The organism is Actinomyces sp. HMSC075B09 (genome assembly GCF_001812395.1).
Taxonomy (GTDB): domain Bacteria; phylum Actinomycetota; class Actinomycetes; order Actinomycetales; family Actinomycetaceae; genus Gleimia; species Gleimia europaea.
In genome coordinates this window covers 43,562-58,505 of the sequence record NZ_KV808730.1, presented here as the reverse complement: position 1 = coordinate 58,505, position 14,944 = coordinate 43,562, and the positions used below count along the sequence as shown (strand labels likewise).

Genomic DNA, 14,944 nt, shown 5'->3' with positions numbered 1-14,944 from the left:
GACACGTAAAAACCTCGCCCAATCGCGATTAAAAAGAAGTTAATCTAGATTGGGCGAGGTGGAATTTTAGGGTCGTTACCTTAGGCGAGTGACTCAGCCCAGTTGACGAGAGTGAGCATGCTCATTCCAGTTGCGCCCTTGTTGTTGGCGCCCCACGGGCTGCCGTCGTTGTAGGACGGGCCAGCAATGTCGATGTGAGCCCATGGCTTGTCGGCTACGAACTCCTGCAGGAATATGCCCGCAACCATCATTCCGCCTGCTCTTGTCCCCGAGTTCGCAATGTCAGCTACGTCCGACTTCAATGAGTCGAGCAGATAAGACGGAAGTGGGGCGCTCCACATGGCTTCACCCACCTTGGCGGCGCTGGATACGATCGCCTCGCGCACGTTGGCGCTACCCATGACGCCGGCGGTGCGTTCACCCAGGCCTACGATTTGCGCTCCGGTTAGGGTAGCGACGTCAACGATTGCGTCGGTGTCCGTCTCTGCCGCGAGCGCGAGGGCATCGCCCATCACCAGACGGCCTTCGGCGTCAGTGTTGATCACCTCAACGGTCTTTCCGCCGCGCATAGTGATGACATCGGAAGGACGCTGGGCGCGACCACCGGGCATATTTTCTGCAAGGGCGAGGTAGGTGTCGATCTTAATGTTCAGACCCAAAACCGCGGCAGCAACGGTGGTTGCGAGTACTGTAGCCGCGCCAGTCATATCAGACTTCATGGCTTCCATGCCCTTGGCAGGTTTGATGGAAATACCGCCGGAATCGAACGTGATGCCTTTGCCAATCAAGGAGATCTTCTTGCTTGCGGCCTTCGGCGCGTAGCTGAGCTTGACCAGTCGGGAGCCGCGATCAGAGCCCAAGCCGACCGCGAGGATACCGCCGCAACCTTCTTCAGCAAGCTTATTTTCATCCCAAATCTCAACCTCGATGGGCAGGTCTGCAACGGCGTCTTGTGCGTAAGTAGCAAACTTTGCGGGGTAGAGATCGTTGGGGGCGCGATTGACTAGGTTCATGATCATCATCATGGAAGAAGCAAGAACTTTGATGCGCTTTGCTGCGGCGTGGGTGTCAAGACCTTTGGGCGCCAGGATTGTGAGTTGCTCGAGTCCGCTTACCTTGTCAGCCCCGTACTTTTGAATGGTGTAGCTGCCTAGTAGTGCGCCGATGCCCGCCTGGATGACATCGTCCTCATTTTCATATTTTCCGGCTAGAACCACGTTTTTTACGTTTTCGCCGCGGGTCCCAATGGCGGCGAGGTGGCGGTGAATGCCGGTGCCTTCAAGCTCTATGCCATTGGAGAAGTCGGAGTTGCGCCGTGAGTGAAGCTCGTCGGCTTTAGCACCTACAAGGGCGATCTTGCGCGCCTTGGTTCCACTGCCTGGAAGTATGGTCTTTGCTCCGGTAGAAGACTTTGCATCTACGGCCTTGGCCGCCTCGTTAAGGCCGGGAACCTCAACGTTGGCCCCATCTTCAAAGTAGTAAGCAACCAGGAGGTCAGTTTCAACGTCCGCCGCGTTGTCAAAAATGAAATCGATATTTGTCATGCCTCTATCGTATCCGCAAGGTAAATCGACGCAAGAACTCCGTTTTCGCTAAAATAGCCCCGAAAGATGAGGTGTATGGATGCGTAATAATGTGCGGGCGCCAGAAACGGGGCCGCGGCCAGCAACGGATAACCGAAGCACTTCCTACGGGGGTGGACGAGTTATTATGGCCGTATTTTGGGTGTTCGCGGCCTACTTTACCTACACGTCTTTCGTTGATTTCGTTACCTTTTCAAATCAGCCAATCGGCCCGCGCGTGCTATCTCTTATTGCTGCGCTCGGCTACGTGCTGATAGCTATTGCGATTACCCATAATGGCAGGCGAATGCGCATCATCGGTTGGACTGCTTTGTTAGTTGAGCTAGCCGGAGTTCTGTCCACTGGCATCATCAGCCTGGGCGTTGCTGACATCGGCGCTATTCGAAACATGTGGGCTAACTTTGGTGCCGGCTATTATTACGCGCCACTGATCCTTCCCGTGGTCGGACTCGTATGGATCTGGTTCACGAATCCGCGCAGGATTGTGGAGATCGCGGAGAGTTTTGACCGCAAGTAGGGAGCTCCTATCCGATAGGGACTGAAATTCTATCCACGTGCAGAGGTGCGGAGGTTACATTCCCCCTGGGAAGTCGAGCTGGCGCCAAGCTTCATAGAGTCCGATAGCAGCCGAGTTTGCAAGGTTTAGTGATCTGGTTCCCGGCGTCATTTGAATGCGCACGCGTTCAGTTACGCGCGGGTGATCCATGATCTCTTCTGGCAGGCCCGTTGGTTCGGGGCCAAACAGCAGGCCGTCCCCATCTCGGTATTGAACATCGTTGTAGTGGATGGTGGCATGCCCCGTGAAAGCGTAGATCGAGCCGGGCACGTGCTCCAAGGCTTCATCAATAGTTTCGTACACGCGAACATGAGCCAGATCATGATAGTCAAGTCCAGCGCGCTTAAGCTTCGTGTCGTCCATGTCGAACAGCGGATCAACTAGGTGAAGCGTGGATCCGGTACACGCAGACAGGCGTATTGCGGCGCCAGAGTTTCCCGGGATTCTGGGTTCAAAAAATATTACGTGGAGCACGCCCATCATTTTAGGTGCGTGCTCCACGATAGGAAAGCCGGGGAAACTTACTGCTTGAAAGTCAAAGTCAATGATGCTTTTGCAAGCGCGTGGAATAGGGCGTTAAACGACGCCGTGGTAATAGTGGCGTCGTCGTCCAGTCCTAGAGAGGGGGTATCGAGCGCATATACGGTGAATACGTATCGGTGCTCGCGGTCACCTTTGGGCGGGTTGGCTCCGTAATAGCTGGCTTGCCCCGCGTCGTTTAGCAGATGGAAAGCCGGCCCCTCTAGATGCAGATCGGATTCTCCCGCGCCCTCATTAAGCTCGGTGATCTCAGCGGGGATATCAACAATTCCCCAATGCCAATATCCGGCCGGAGTAGGCGCGTCGGGGTCAAAACAATAGAGGAAGAAAGACTGGGTTTGGGCAGGAAATCCGCTCCAGGAAAGATGGGGTGATACGGACCCTCCCGGGGCGGTTTGGGCCGCGGGCATAACCTGCATGTCGTTCGCAGCGTTGGACTTGAGCGTGAAAGTTGGAAGTTTTGGCAGGGCCTCGTCGGGATGGGGTGCTATTGGGCGTGAATCAAGGTCCATTTGGAGCTCCTATTGTTGTTGCCAAGGTCACTTTCAATTTATCCCTACGACTGTATTTGCGCGATAAATGCGGGTTGTTGTGTCAATTTTGAAGTTTGTCGAAACCGAAATGAATTATCTCCACTTTTCTTGTCCCACCCCTGCAATACACTATCGAACAGATGTTCGAAAACTCTTGGGGGAGGAAGCGGGCAAACGGTGGAGGCTCAAACACTTGAGCGGAAGCAGCGTTTAGAAAAAGCGCGATTGAGTCTTGTTAAGGCGGAAACTGCGGTGGGTGTTTCGCCTGCGCCTTTGCGTGCGGGCAACGTGTGGCATGTGCGTGGTGGAAATGAGGCCTTATTTGAAGCGATGCTAAGCCTTCGCAAGGGCGGTCAGTGGATAGGCATTGTCGGTATTAAAAACGTTGGTTGGTGCGCGGCTTTAGAGAAGGGAGTCCCGCTCGAAAAGGTTATTTTTGTTCCGCGGGTAAAAGAGAAGCCTCTTAAAGTGTTGGCGGCTTTGATCGATGGGGTTGATCTGGTGGTTGCAGGGCCGCTTCCGTTGTCAGCCCAAAATCAAAGAGCACTTGCTGGGCGTGCTAGGTCAAGAAGGTCGTCTGTTTTGACTACCGTGCCTTGGCTTTCGGTTTCTAAACCCTGGTACGTACAGTCGAGAAATGGCGAGTCTGGTGGCTCTCTCGGTTTGGTCAGGAGGGCAGTATGACTCGTTTAGCTGTGGTGTTTTTCCCAGATTGGGAAACGGGTGCGCTGGCAATCGATTGTCCTCCGGGGGCGCCGGCTGCTTTGGTGTCTGCCGCGGGGCGGGTAACTCACGTGACTCGCGAAGCTCGTGCGATGGGCGTAGCGGTGGGAATGCGAAGAGTCCTTGCAGAGCATTTGTGTGACGGGCTTTTAGTTATGCCAAGTGATCCGGGGCGTTCGCTAAGGGCATTCAACGTCGTGCTTGATGCTTTGGGAGAAGTGTCGGCAACCGTTTGCATGGTGAAGCCCGGAATAGCTTGGATTCCCGCTTCTGCGTCGCGCACTTTTGGTAGTGAGGAGGCGCTGTGTGAACGAGTGGTTGACGTGATCGCGGAGCAGACAGGAAGTGAATGCTATGTGGGGATTGGTGAAGGGCTGTTGCAGGCCTGGGTGGGGGCTCTGCACGGCGTTGTAGATCCTGGTGAATCTAGCGTGAGCGATTTGTCGCTAAGACACTTAAAGCCACTTATGTCCCAAAAGGAAAGCAGTCTGGATCAAGCGTTGGATTCTCTCGCTGCCCTGGGGGTTAGGACGGTTGGTGATTTGCGAGCCCTTGGCGCGGGACATGTTCTGGCTCGTTTTGGCGAGGTCGGACAGAGCTTGTACAGGTTGCTGTGGCAGACTGACGCGCTTCATAAAGCTGATCGTGCACCCGAAGAATTTGTCGAGCAAACTGTTGTGTTTCCGACCCCGGTGGCAGATTTGGGGGTGGCTTTGGGGTATTTGTTGGAGCAATCCGCAAGTCTGGTTGAAAAACTGGTAGCAAAGCAGGTAGCTACAAATGAGGTAGATATCACCGCAACTATTTTGGGGGCTACGGGAAGAGTTGAGAGAAGCAGACGTTGGGCAATAGTGGATTTCCCGGCGCCGCGCGATTTGGTTGATCGAACTCGTTGGCAAGTCCAATCTTGGATTGATGAGTTGGCTAGATCTGGAGCGTCCATGGAGGGCGAGTATTCGCAAGAACGATTTGGGGTTGAAAAAATTGTTCTGACCGCCCGAGATCTGGTTCCGATAGATCATCTTGCGAAGCAGTTGTGGTCAGACCGTAGTGAGGGCGATGTTCGCGCTGGTGCGGTGGCCTTCAGGCTTCAGGCGTTAGTTGGTTTGGATGGGGTGCTACAGCCGCGAGTGCGGCCAGGATTTGATCCTCTTAGCAGGGTGGCGCAAACCGAGTGGGGCGCCGCCCTGGAAACAGCTGCGTGGGAGCAGTGGAGTGTGCCTCAAAAATGGCAGAATCACGCTTCGTTCCAAGATGCGTGGGTCGGGGGTTTGAAAGAAGAGTCTCCCGCTACGGTGCTTGAAAAACCTCTGCCTGCGCGCCTGTTTGATGAAGGTGGAAGAGCGGTCAAGCTGCGGCCGGATGGAACGCTGAACGCCACGCCTCGAAGCATGGTTATTAATGCTGAGGAAGTAGCGGAATTAGATGTTGGGTTGCACGCGGCAGAGGAGGTCGTTCTCTCTGACGTGCGCGGCCCATGGCCCATCCTTGGTAGGTGGTGGGATGGGCAGGATGAGGTGTCTGCACCTAGGGCGTGGCTCGTGGCGGTGCCCCTAGGGGCGCCGCGTGTGCTTATTAAATGGGGATCGGGTGAGTGGATGCTCGCTGCATTGTGGTATTAGTTCAGTAGAGGAAAGAGGAAGGTGCGTGCTGTGGCTAAGCTTTATTTCAGGTATGGGGCGATGAACTCCGGAAAGTCAACCGCGTTGCTGCAGGCCGCCTATAACTATGAAGAGCGCGGACAAAGGGTAGTACTTGCTAAGCCGTCGGTTGACACCAAGGGGGATGCACAGATCGTTTCTCGGCTAGGTGTTATGCGCGAAGTAGACATGCTGGTTGGGAAAGATGAGAATCTGCGCCACGTTTTCTTGAATATAGCCTCAGGGGTTGATCCTAACGCTCTGATGCAGAATTTGGCAGCCAAGCCCGTGTCGGCATTACTTGTTGATGAAGCTCAGTTTTTCACACCAAAACAGGTTGACGATATGTTTCGCATCGCGGTGCTGGATAACGTTCCAGTTCTTGCGTACGGCATTCGAACTGACTTCCAAACCATAGCGTTCCCAGGGGCTCGGCGTTTGCTGGAGATCGCGCACTCGGTTGAAGAACTTAAAACTATTTGTCGCTGCGGTAAAAAAGCAGTATTTAACGGTCGCAAAGTGGATGATCAATTCGTTTTCGACGGAGACCAGGTAGCGATTGATGGGGTAGCGGTTACTTACGAGTCGTTGTGTGGAAACTGCTATTTGGAAGAGTCGAGGGGTCGCCTCTCTTCCGATCATTAGGTGAGGCAAGATGCGAGTGTCGAACATTTGTTCGATATGATTGGTGGGTGGCATCCTACGCAGAACTTCACGCGCATAGCGCATTTTCGTTCCTTCACGGGGCAAATCTGCCTGAAGTGATGGTTGAGCGTGCAGCGCAACTGGGTTTGGATGCCATTGGAATCCTTGATTATGACGGCATGTTTTCGGCAGTACAAACTAGTGTTGCCGCCAGAGAAAACAGGATCGCGAGCGTACAGGGAACAGAAATCAGGATTGCAGGCGGATATCATCTGCCAATCCTCGCTAATAATGTGCAGGGCTATCACGAGCTTTGTGATGCCATATCGGCATTCCAACTGTCTAAAACAGGGCGCACGGACACGGTCTTAACCCTTGATGAGCTCGCAGAGTTTTCTTCGGGAAACTGGACGATCCTTACAGGAACTGCGCGAGGCCCAATCCGTCAAGCTTTGAACAGCCGCGGTATAGATGAAGCGGCCATGCTGGCAGGTAGGTTTCGTGATTTGTTTGGGAATGTGGTCATAGAGTCAGCTCTTTCAACTCCGGATGAAGAAGAACGCGAAGCCCATTATCTGGCGCGTATTGCTGAGCGCATGGGACTGCGGTTGGTGGCAACAACAGGAGCTCGAGTCGCGGACGTTAGTTCTTTGAAACTTGCTCACGTGCTCCGCTCGATACGACTTGGAGCCACGTTAGAGCAGGCGCAGCCTTACCTAGAGGCTTTCCCTCCGGTTCTTCGTTCAGCTAGAGACATGCTGCGAATTCACAGGCACCATCCGCAGGCGGTAGAGAATGCGGCCGAGCTAGCGCAAGAGCTTGCTTTTGATCTGCGGCTAGTTGCTCCGCACCTGCCGCGCGCAAACGTTCGCGATGGGTTTGATGATGACAGCTGGTTGCGCCACTTAACGTATGAAGGTGCGAAAGAAAGATACGGCAGTAGGGCACGCAATCCGCAGGCGTGGCAGAAGATTGATTCCGAACTCTCTTTGATCACAAGGCTGGGGTTTTCAGGCTATTTCTTGATAGTTAAAGAGATCGTTGATTTTTGTAGAACTGAAAATATTTTGTGTCAAGGTCGCGGTTCGGCAGCTAATTCAGCTGTCTGTTTTGCGCTCGGCATTACGGCTGTGGATGCGGTTAAGCACAAGATGTTGTTCGAGCGATTCTTATCAGAGGGGCGTAGCGGACCTCCCGATATTGATATCGATATTGAGGCGGGTAGGCGCGAGGTGGTGATTCAACATATTTATGAGCGTTACGGGCGTCGGTATGCAGCTCAGGTGGCGAATGTGATCTCTTATAAGCCTCGCTCAGCGCTTCGAGATGCGGCAAAAGCGTTTGGGTATCCGGGTGAGGTGGCAGCTGTTTGGGTGAAGAATTTAGAGGGGGTTAAGCCGGATCCAAAGGTGGTAGGTATTGCGACGCAGATGTCAAAGCTGCCCCGTCATATGGGTATTCATCCTGGAGGGATGGTGCTTACTCGCGAGCCGGTTTCAAGAATCTGTCCCGTGGCCTGGGCCAGTAAAGAGGGGCGAACCGTGCTCCAGTGGGATAAGGATGACTGCGGGGAAGCTGGGCTCGTGAAGTTTGATCTGCTCGGTCTGGGGATGCTCACGGCGCTGAGGAAAATGTTTGATTCACTTCGCGATGCAGGACACGTGGGAACTGATGGGAAACCTTTCAACCTGTACAACCTGCCGAGCGAGGACCTGTTGGTGTATGACCTGCTGTGCAACGCGGATACGGTTGGAGTGTTCCAGGTTGAATCTCGCGCCCAAATGGGTACGCTCCCGCGAATGCAACCGCGCTGTTTTTACGACATTGTGATTGAGGTGTCCTTGGTTCGCCCGGGGCCAATCCAGGGTCAGGCAGTGAATCCGTATCTGCGGCGCAGGCGGGGCCTCGAACCGGTTACTTATTGGCACCCACTTCTTAGGCCGGTGCTGGAGAAGACGCTGGGGGTTCCAATTTTTCAAGAGCAACTCATGCAAATAGCGATAGACGCGGCTGGGTTCAAACCTTACGAGGCCGATCAATTGCGCAAAGCGATGGGGTCTAAGCGTAGCGCTGAGATGATGGCGCGCCTGCGGCCGGCCTTATACGAGGGGTTTGCGAAGAATGGGATTACGGGAGAAGTTGCAGATCAGATTTTTGACTCGTTCCAAGGTTTCGCAGAGTTTGGTTTCCCCGAATCTCACTCATTTTCGTTTGCTTATATCGTGTATGCGTCGGCGTGGATGAAGGTACATTTCCCAGAGGAGTTTTACGCTGCGATAATTTCGTCGCAACCAATGGGTTTTTATTCGACTTCTTCGCTGGTGGAAGACGCGCGCAGGCACGGCGTGTTGGTGGAGCGCGCAGATGTCAACTATTCGCTGCGGGATACCGGTGTAGAGAGATTCGAGGGCGCAAATTCGACCCGGAGGATCCCTCCGGTTACCCCGCAGGCGGGTAAACGCGTTCGTCTGGGTCTTGCAACTATTAGCGGCATGTCCGATGTGAGTATTGATCGGATTATTAGTACCCGCGAGCAGGGTGAGTTCGCGTCGGTGGAGGATTTGGCAAGGCGGGCTACGCTCAGTTCGAAGGAAGTGGAGAGGCTCGCAAAGGCTGGCGCGCTTGGGAGGATTGCGGATTCGCGCAGGCAGGCCATGTGGGTGGCTCCGTTTGTGGGGCAGGAAGCCTATCAACCTACATTGCCGTTGGAGTGGGGAAGCGTGCCAGATTTCAAACCACTGACATCGGCGGAGGCAGTGGTTGCGGACTATCAGGCTAGTGGCGTGAGCGTGGATTGCCATCCGATGGAGTTAGTCCGCCAGAATCTGGACTCAGCTGGCGTGTTGTCGTGCGAAGAAATCGCGGGCGTGGAGGCAGGGCGGCGCATTCGCATTGGGGGATTGGTGACGCATCGGCAGCGTCCCCACACGGCTAGGGGGACGATTTTTTTGTCGTTGGAGGACGAAACGGGTTATGTGAATGTGGTTTGCGCGCCGGGGCTTTGGAAGAGGTTCCGCAAAGTTGGTCTGACTGAGGCCGCGCTGGTGGTGCGTGGGGTTGTTGAGCGCGCGCCGGGTGGCGCGTCCGCTTTGGTGGCGGACAAGCTTGAGGCGCTACCTGTTCCGGTGGCGGGCAGGTCCCGCGATTTCAGGTAGCGCCGCGGGTGTTAAATCCGGTTAGCTTGCAGAGGGTCCTTCAACGATTTCTTTGGGGCTTGGAAGATCCCCTTCAAGGGGTGGGTCTTCTTCGTGGAGCTGTTGGTAGATAGCCCACGCCGAAGCGATTAGTGGAATGGAAAGTACAGCGCCGAATATGCCGGCGAGTAGGGTTCCCGCGGTGACGCCGATGCCCACAACCACTGGGTGGAGCGAAACCTGTGCGCCCATGATGAGTGGTTGGAGGACGTGGCCTTCAAACTGTCCGATGAGGGCGATTCCAATGCCAACGGCGATCATCATCCAAACACCCTTAGACGCAAGAGCCACGATCATGGCTATGCCCATGGCGGTGGGTGCGCCGATGAGGGGAATGAATGAGCCGATGAATACCAGTACTCCGAGCGGTGCGGAAAGTGGAATTCCGAGAACCGTTAGGTATACGAACGCGAATATGCCGTTGGTTAGTGCAACCATCATGATGCCGCGAGCGTATCCAGAGAACGTGTACCACCCGGCGGCTACGGCTTTGTGTGTGGATTCGCGGTGCCTTGCGGGTAGCCGGTTAAGGAACCAGATCCACATGCTTTTGCCGGAGTAGAGGAAGAAGATTGTAGCGAACAGCGCGAGCGCCATGATCGTGAATCCGATTGCTATGGACCCAAGGTTTGAAAGTGCTCCCTGGAGTATTTGGCCCGCGTTGGTTTCGATGTAGTTGCGTGCTTGTTCGATGGTCTGATTGACCCAGTTGTAGATCTCGTCGGAGGTGAGGTCTACGGCCCACGGCCCGGTTCTTACAAACTCGATGATCTGGTCGATACCATTGCCAAACTGTTTGCTAAGTGAGTTCCACTGTCCGGCAACGGATGTGATGACGTAGAAGATGAGGCCACCAAAAACTGCTGTGCTACCCAGTAGGGCCAGTATTTCGCCTAGCCATCTTGGCATGTAGCGCTCGAGCCAAGTGACGATGGGATTCAGGATCGAGGTGACTACGAGTGCAACGAAGATTGCAACTACGACGGCGGCAACTTCGGCTAGGCTCCACACGATGAGCGCTACGATGACGAGGATTCCGAGGATCATCCACGCGGAGGTGCCGGCCTTGCGTAGCCAGGTGGGAATATCGTCTGAGTTTCCACGAGCGTGGGCTTTGGAGAATCGTGGGGGAACGCCCCTCGAGGATCCACGCATTTGGTTTCTGCGGTGCTGTCGCGGCAGGGCCTCTTGGGAGAGGGGCCGCGATGTCTCCGCCGGTATTCCAACGTGTTTTGCAGTAGTGTTGCGCGACATGATTGAGCGAGCGGTTGCCCCTGCTCTGGATGCTAGTCGCCTGATTTTGCCGCTGTCTTCGTCTTTACTCACGGTTTCAGCCTAGTTCGTTTTGGTGATTATTTCTTTGCTCGCTCGATGATTGTTTCAACTAGCTCTGCCGGTGTGGCAACCGCTGCGGTCGCTGTTTCGAATTCGCGCTGGTCGGTCCCTCCCCATAGGACGCCAATTACGTCGAGATTGTTGGCGTGCGCACCCTCAACATCGTGGATTCGATCGCCAATCATGATGGCGCCTTCACGATTGTAGCCGTCGGCTTCTAGTAGGTTTAGCGCATCTGCGACGACTGCCGCTTTGGATTGGTGGGCGGAGTCGTTGGTAGAACCGACGACGTATTTGAAGTAGGGGTCGAGTCCGGCATGGGTAGCTATGGGTTTTGCCATGGTTTCGGTTTTTGAAGTTGCAATGGCCAGGGGGAAGCCAAGTTTGTGAAGCTCTTGAATGACTTCTAGAACGCCGGGAAAGAACGGGGCGTCGTACATGGTTTGACGATAGTAACGGCGGTAGGTGGCGATGGCGTCGTCAATATGGGCGGGGTCTACTTTCGCGAAGTCACGGAAGGAATGAAATAGGGGAGGTCCAACCCAGGCTCGTAGCTGCTCACTTGACTGTGGCGGCAGGCCGAGCTCGTCTAGTGTATCTACTACTGCTTGCATGATGATCGGGGCGGAGTCTACGATCGTTCCATCAAAGTCAAAAAGCACGATGTTAGTGTTCATGCTTTAACCCTATCTAAGCGCAGTGGTTTGTTTAGTACGCTAACGCGCGGCGTGAAAAGGCTTTATTTGGCGTGCAAGGAGGTGATTTGACACCGCATGTGGATCTCATGCTAGAGTTTTCCTCGTTGCTCTAAAGAGCCCCGATGCGCGGGTGGCGGAATTGGTAGACGCGCTAGCTTGAGGTGCTAGTTCCCACTTATTCGGGAGTGCGGGTTCAAGTCCCGCTTCGCGCACAGATAGTGAGGTAGCCGAAAGGTTGCCTCACTTTTGTATACGCTGGCGCGGTCGTTATCGCGTACAACCTGGAATTTCGGAAGCATTTGAGGCGATTCTAATGCGACGTATCTCAATTTGTGCCGGGACACATGTTGCTGTACCTACCTCTGCTAGCATGATGGAAAGTTCTTGAGATGCCTTGCGTGCAGGGTCTATGCAAGGACTATGTCCCTTAGCACAAGGTTGTGTGCATTACGTTGCCCTGCAACACGGTGTCGTTGCAAATGTTTCCGAAGGGGAATAACAGTGAAGATGACCAAGCGCCTTGCAGTTGCCATTACTTCCGGCATGCTGATCGGCGGTTTGACATTTGGTGGTATTGCTGTGGCTGCTCCAGCAGAGTCTGCGCCCGATACGGATGCGAAGACCGCTGAAATGGTTCAGCTGGAAAATGACTTAGCTCAGGCGCAGGAGGCGCTCAAGCAGGCAGAAGAAGAGCTTGCAGCGCAAGACGCGGAGGTTCCGGCTAAACTCGCGGCGGCGCAGGAGGATGTTGACGCCGCGCAGGCTGCCGTTCAAGCCGCTGAGGAAGCTTTGGCAAATACCAAGAGCACGCTTGACGAGGCTACTGAGAAGCAAGCAGCGGCTCAGAAAGATCTTGATAGCAAAACTGCTGCTGCGGAAAAGGCTACCTCTGAGCGTGACGCCGCGAAAAAGGCGTACGACGATGCCCTCGCCGAGCGGGCGAGCGACGAGCAAATTGCGGCGTTGAAATCAGATGTTGACGCCAAGCAGGAGGCTTTGGCTTCCGCAAAGAAGAACGCGGAGGATGCTAAGGCCAAGGCTGATAACGCTAAGAAGGACGCCGCAGCGGCTCAGGTAGCTGTTGACGATGCTCAGGCCAAGGCCGATGCCGCTAAGAAGGCTGCTGATGAAGCTGCCGCTAAGCAGCAGGAGGCAGAGAATCAGCGTGATGACGCGCAGCAGGCTGTGACTCAGGCCGAGGGTGCTCTCCAGGCAGCTAAGGGCAGGCTGGATGAGGCGTGCGGTCCTGTTGAGAACGATCCTGCAGTGAAGGTAGCGCAACAGAAACTCGACGAGGCGCATGACCGCGTGGCTGAGGTGGTGAAGACCGTTGACACCGCGCAGAAGAATGCCAAGCAGGCACTCAACGATGAGCAGCAGGGAACCGCGGGATTCTTCCGCTGGCTTGGAGCCGAAAAGAATGACCCGGATGCTACGCGCGCTTATGAACTTCTAACCAGGGGAATATACACGGACACAAGGGGGAATTCGCACGATGTAACGTCGGTGACTGACCAATACACTGACGAACACGGTGCTTTCTTTGCCAAGACCGATCTAAATGGTACGGGTGATGCGACAACCTTGAAGAATCTCAAGGCAACGCTTCCGCACATCGATCGAGGCAATGAGCTACGTCGTAACGACGACATCTTCACGGGTCGCACTGATTTGAAGATCAATTCGCTGCTGATGGCGGGATCACAGCTTCAGACCAATGCATCAAACTCTCTTATCGGTCACAGAGCAGAGGTTATCAAGGCTGAAAACCTCGCCTGGGGACATTCTGACCCTTATAACGGTTGGTATACCAAAGAAAAGAACCTTTACAAGCAGGAGCCGATCGGTCACAAGTCGGGCACGGGGCATTACAAAAATCTCATGAACGATACCTACGGCTTTACGGGTTTTGCTGTCGTTGACAAGCCAGGAACGCTACACGGTATCGCCCACGGCCAGGTTTTTGACTACAATTTCCACTTCTATACAGACCCCGAGGCTCCGTCTTACACCACTGCGGAGTACAGTGAGCTGATCAGCGAGTTTGAAAAGTATCTCGACAACAGTAAGAAAGAACTCCACGACGCGCAGAACGCGGAGAATGAGGCTGTTTCGAATGTTGAACAGGCGTATGAGGCCCTGCAGGATGCCAAGGCCGCGGCCAATGCGGCTTGCGTGAACGCTGCAGAACAGCGCGCTCAAGCCGAGGAGAACCTGGATGCTGCAAACAAGACACTCAACGAACTGACGGCGCAGGCAGAAGCGGCAAAGCAGGCCGCTAAGGATGCTTCGCAAAAGAGCGATGACGCGCAGAAGGCTCTGGAGGCTGCCCAGGCCGATAAGGCCGAAAAGGACGCTGCGGTGACTGCTGCGGAGGAAGAAGCTGAGAAGGCTAATAACGCTGTCGATGCTGCTCAGTCCGCTCTTGAAGAAGCTCAGGCCGCATTGGCTGCCGCAACCACTGAACTCAATGACTTGAGGGAGAAGGCTGAGGCTACGCAGAAGAAGGCGGATGAGGCTGCAGATGCTGTAGCTGACGCGAAGACGGCTTTGGCAGAAGCTGAAGGAGCTGCAGAGGCTGCAGCTCGGGCGGTTAAGGATGCTGAAGAAGCGCTGCAGGCCGCAACCGAAGCTTTGGAAGCGGCAGAGGCGGCTCGTGACGAGCTGGTGGCTCCAGCGCAGGCCTACGAGGACGCTTTAGCCAAGGTGAAGGAATCGAAGGAAGCTGTCCGCAAAGCTCAGGCCGCATTGGACGCTGCAACTGCTCCAAGCGAGCCGGGTGAATCCGGTTCGGTGCTAAAGCCGAAGAATCCGAAGGATTCGGCGAACAAGGCAAATGGTGGCAAGTCGCTAGCTAGCACTGGAACGGCTACCACTTCACTCGCGTTGACCGTCCTAGCTCTTGCAGCAGCGGGCACCGCGATGGTGAGGGTACGCCGCATGAAGGGCTGATCCTCTTCAACCTAGATTAAGGTCGGGCAATCATTCACTGCGAATTATTGCCCGACCTTTTCTGCTCCCTCCGTCAGTTCAAACCAATGGTGTTTGTGGCACAGTGTGCGGGCACGCTTCAAGATTGAAGTGTTGCTCAGGGAGCCTTGCATGAAGTCTTTACTTGAAAAGGCGGGAGAAGAAGCCGCGGCGTTCGGATTTTGCCGCGGCAATTTCTTCAGCGCTGTGTTTGCCGTTGCACCACTGGCCTGCGGGCACTGAAGCCTTGACCTGCGCAACGTGTTGTCCACAACCAGCCCACGTGGTTTTGTGGCAGACCTTGCATTCAACTGGACGGCACATGCTATCTCCTCTTGTTTTGTAGAAATGAACGAAAGTTATGCTCAAGAAGAACATACCCCGAGGGGTATTACCTGGCAAGTGGTTGCAGTCGTGCTATCCGAATGAATTGGTGTGTTCGCGCTCCTCGGCAACACCGGTAAAAGTAAGCGTGTGAGCGGGTCTGTTAAAGGTGTCGTTAGTACAAACCGGCATTTGAGAACGCC

General features: G+C 54.8%; 12 protein-coding genes and 1 tRNA gene. 7 read left to right on the top strand and 6 right to left on the bottom strand.

Going from position 1 to position 14,944, the window contains the following annotated elements:
* Window positions 1–80: 80 nt before the first annotated feature.
* Entirely contained in the window at window positions 81–1,544 is a 1,464-nt protein-coding gene (locus HMPREF2854_RS00265; RefSeq protein WP_070617468.1) for a leucyl aminopeptidase, read from the bottom strand.
* Window positions 1,545–1,623: 79 nt separating this feature from the next.
* Between HMPREF2854_RS00265 and HMPREF2854_RS00260 the strand changes: the two genes are divergently transcribed.
* Window positions 1,624–2,100 (top strand): hypothetical protein, encoded by a 477-nt coding sequence (locus tag HMPREF2854_RS00260; protein ID WP_070617465.1) that lies wholly within the window; start codon window positions 1,624–1,626, stop codon window positions 2,098–2,100.
* A gap of 54 nt (window positions 2,101–2,154) precedes the next feature.
* On the opposite strand, the gene HMPREF2854_RS00255 is transcribed toward HMPREF2854_RS00260, so the two are convergent.
* Window positions 2,155–2,613 (bottom strand): tRNA (cytidine(34)-2'-O)-methyltransferase, encoded by a 459-nt coding sequence (locus HMPREF2854_RS00255; protein WP_070617751.1) that lies wholly within the window; start codon window positions 2,611–2,613, stop codon window positions 2,155–2,157.
* A 47-nt stretch (window positions 2,614–2,660) separates the two neighbouring features.
* The gene (locus tag HMPREF2854_RS00250; RefSeq protein WP_034507865.1) at window positions 2,661–3,191 is read right to left on the bottom strand and encodes a YbhB/YbcL family Raf kinase inhibitor-like protein; all 531 of its coding nucleotides are present in this window, start codon (window positions 3,189–3,191) and stop codon (window positions 2,661–2,663) included.
* Between the two features lie 12 nt (window positions 3,192–3,203).
* On the opposite strand from HMPREF2854_RS00250, the gene HMPREF2854_RS00245 reads away from it, so the two are divergent.
* The 4 genes from HMPREF2854_RS00245 to HMPREF2854_RS00230 are packed head-to-tail and all read left to right on the top strand — an operon-like array spanning window position 3,204 to window position 9,375.
* Window positions 3,204–3,896 (top strand): hypothetical protein, encoded by a 693-nt coding sequence (locus HMPREF2854_RS00245; RefSeq protein WP_148130859.1) that lies wholly within the window; start codon window positions 3,204–3,206, stop codon window positions 3,894–3,896.
* Window positions 3,893–5,557, top strand: a complete 1,665-nt coding sequence (locus HMPREF2854_RS00240) for a Y-family DNA polymerase (RefSeq protein WP_070617458.1) — start codon at window positions 3,893–3,895, stop codon at window positions 5,555–5,557. The genes HMPREF2854_RS00245 and HMPREF2854_RS00240 overlap by 4 nt, the downstream gene beginning before the upstream one ends.
* Before the next feature lie 30 nt (window positions 5,558–5,587).
* Window positions 5,588–6,220: a thymidine kinase gene (locus tag HMPREF2854_RS00235; RefSeq protein WP_070617749.1), complete on the top strand. Its 633-nt coding sequence runs from the start codon at window positions 5,588–5,590 to the stop codon at window positions 6,218–6,220.
* A 47-nt stretch (window positions 6,221–6,267) separates the two neighbouring features.
* A complete protein-coding gene (locus HMPREF2854_RS00230; protein ID WP_070617455.1) occupies window positions 6,268–9,375 on the top strand; it encodes an error-prone DNA polymerase in 3,108 nt (1,035 codons plus the stop codon).
* A gap of 21 nt (window positions 9,376–9,396) precedes the next feature.
* On the opposite strand, the gene HMPREF2854_RS00225 is transcribed toward HMPREF2854_RS00230, so the two are convergent.
* Window positions 9,397–10,740: an AI-2E family transporter gene (locus tag HMPREF2854_RS00225; RefSeq protein ID WP_070617452.1), complete on the bottom strand. Its 1,344-nt coding sequence runs from the start codon at window positions 10,738–10,740 to the stop codon at window positions 9,397–9,399.
* Between the two features lie 26 nt (window positions 10,741–10,766).
* Window positions 10,767–11,426: an HAD hydrolase-like protein gene (locus HMPREF2854_RS00220; RefSeq protein ID WP_070617449.1), complete on the bottom strand. Its 660-nt coding sequence runs from the start codon at window positions 11,424–11,426 to the stop codon at window positions 10,767–10,769.
* A 145-nt stretch (window positions 11,427–11,571) separates the two neighbouring features.
* Here HMPREF2854_RS00220 and HMPREF2854_RS00215 point away from each other — a divergent pair.
* Window positions 11,572–11,659 (top strand) — tRNA-Leu (locus HMPREF2854_RS00215).
* A gap of 289 nt (window positions 11,660–11,948) precedes the next feature.
* On the top strand, window positions 11,949–14,399 hold the full coding sequence (locus HMPREF2854_RS00210) for a coiled-coil domain-containing protein (protein ID WP_070617445.1): 2,451 nt from the start codon (window positions 11,949–11,951) through the stop codon (window positions 14,397–14,399).
* 159 nt (window positions 14,400–14,558) lie between these two features.
* Here the strand turns inward: HMPREF2854_RS00210 and HMPREF2854_RS00205 are convergent, their stop codons facing one another.
* Window positions 14,559–14,741, bottom strand: coding sequence for a hypothetical protein (locus HMPREF2854_RS00205; protein ID WP_070617443.1), 183 nt, complete (start codon window positions 14,739–14,741; stop codon window positions 14,559–14,561).
* Window positions 14,742–14,944 lie beyond the last annotated feature (203 nt).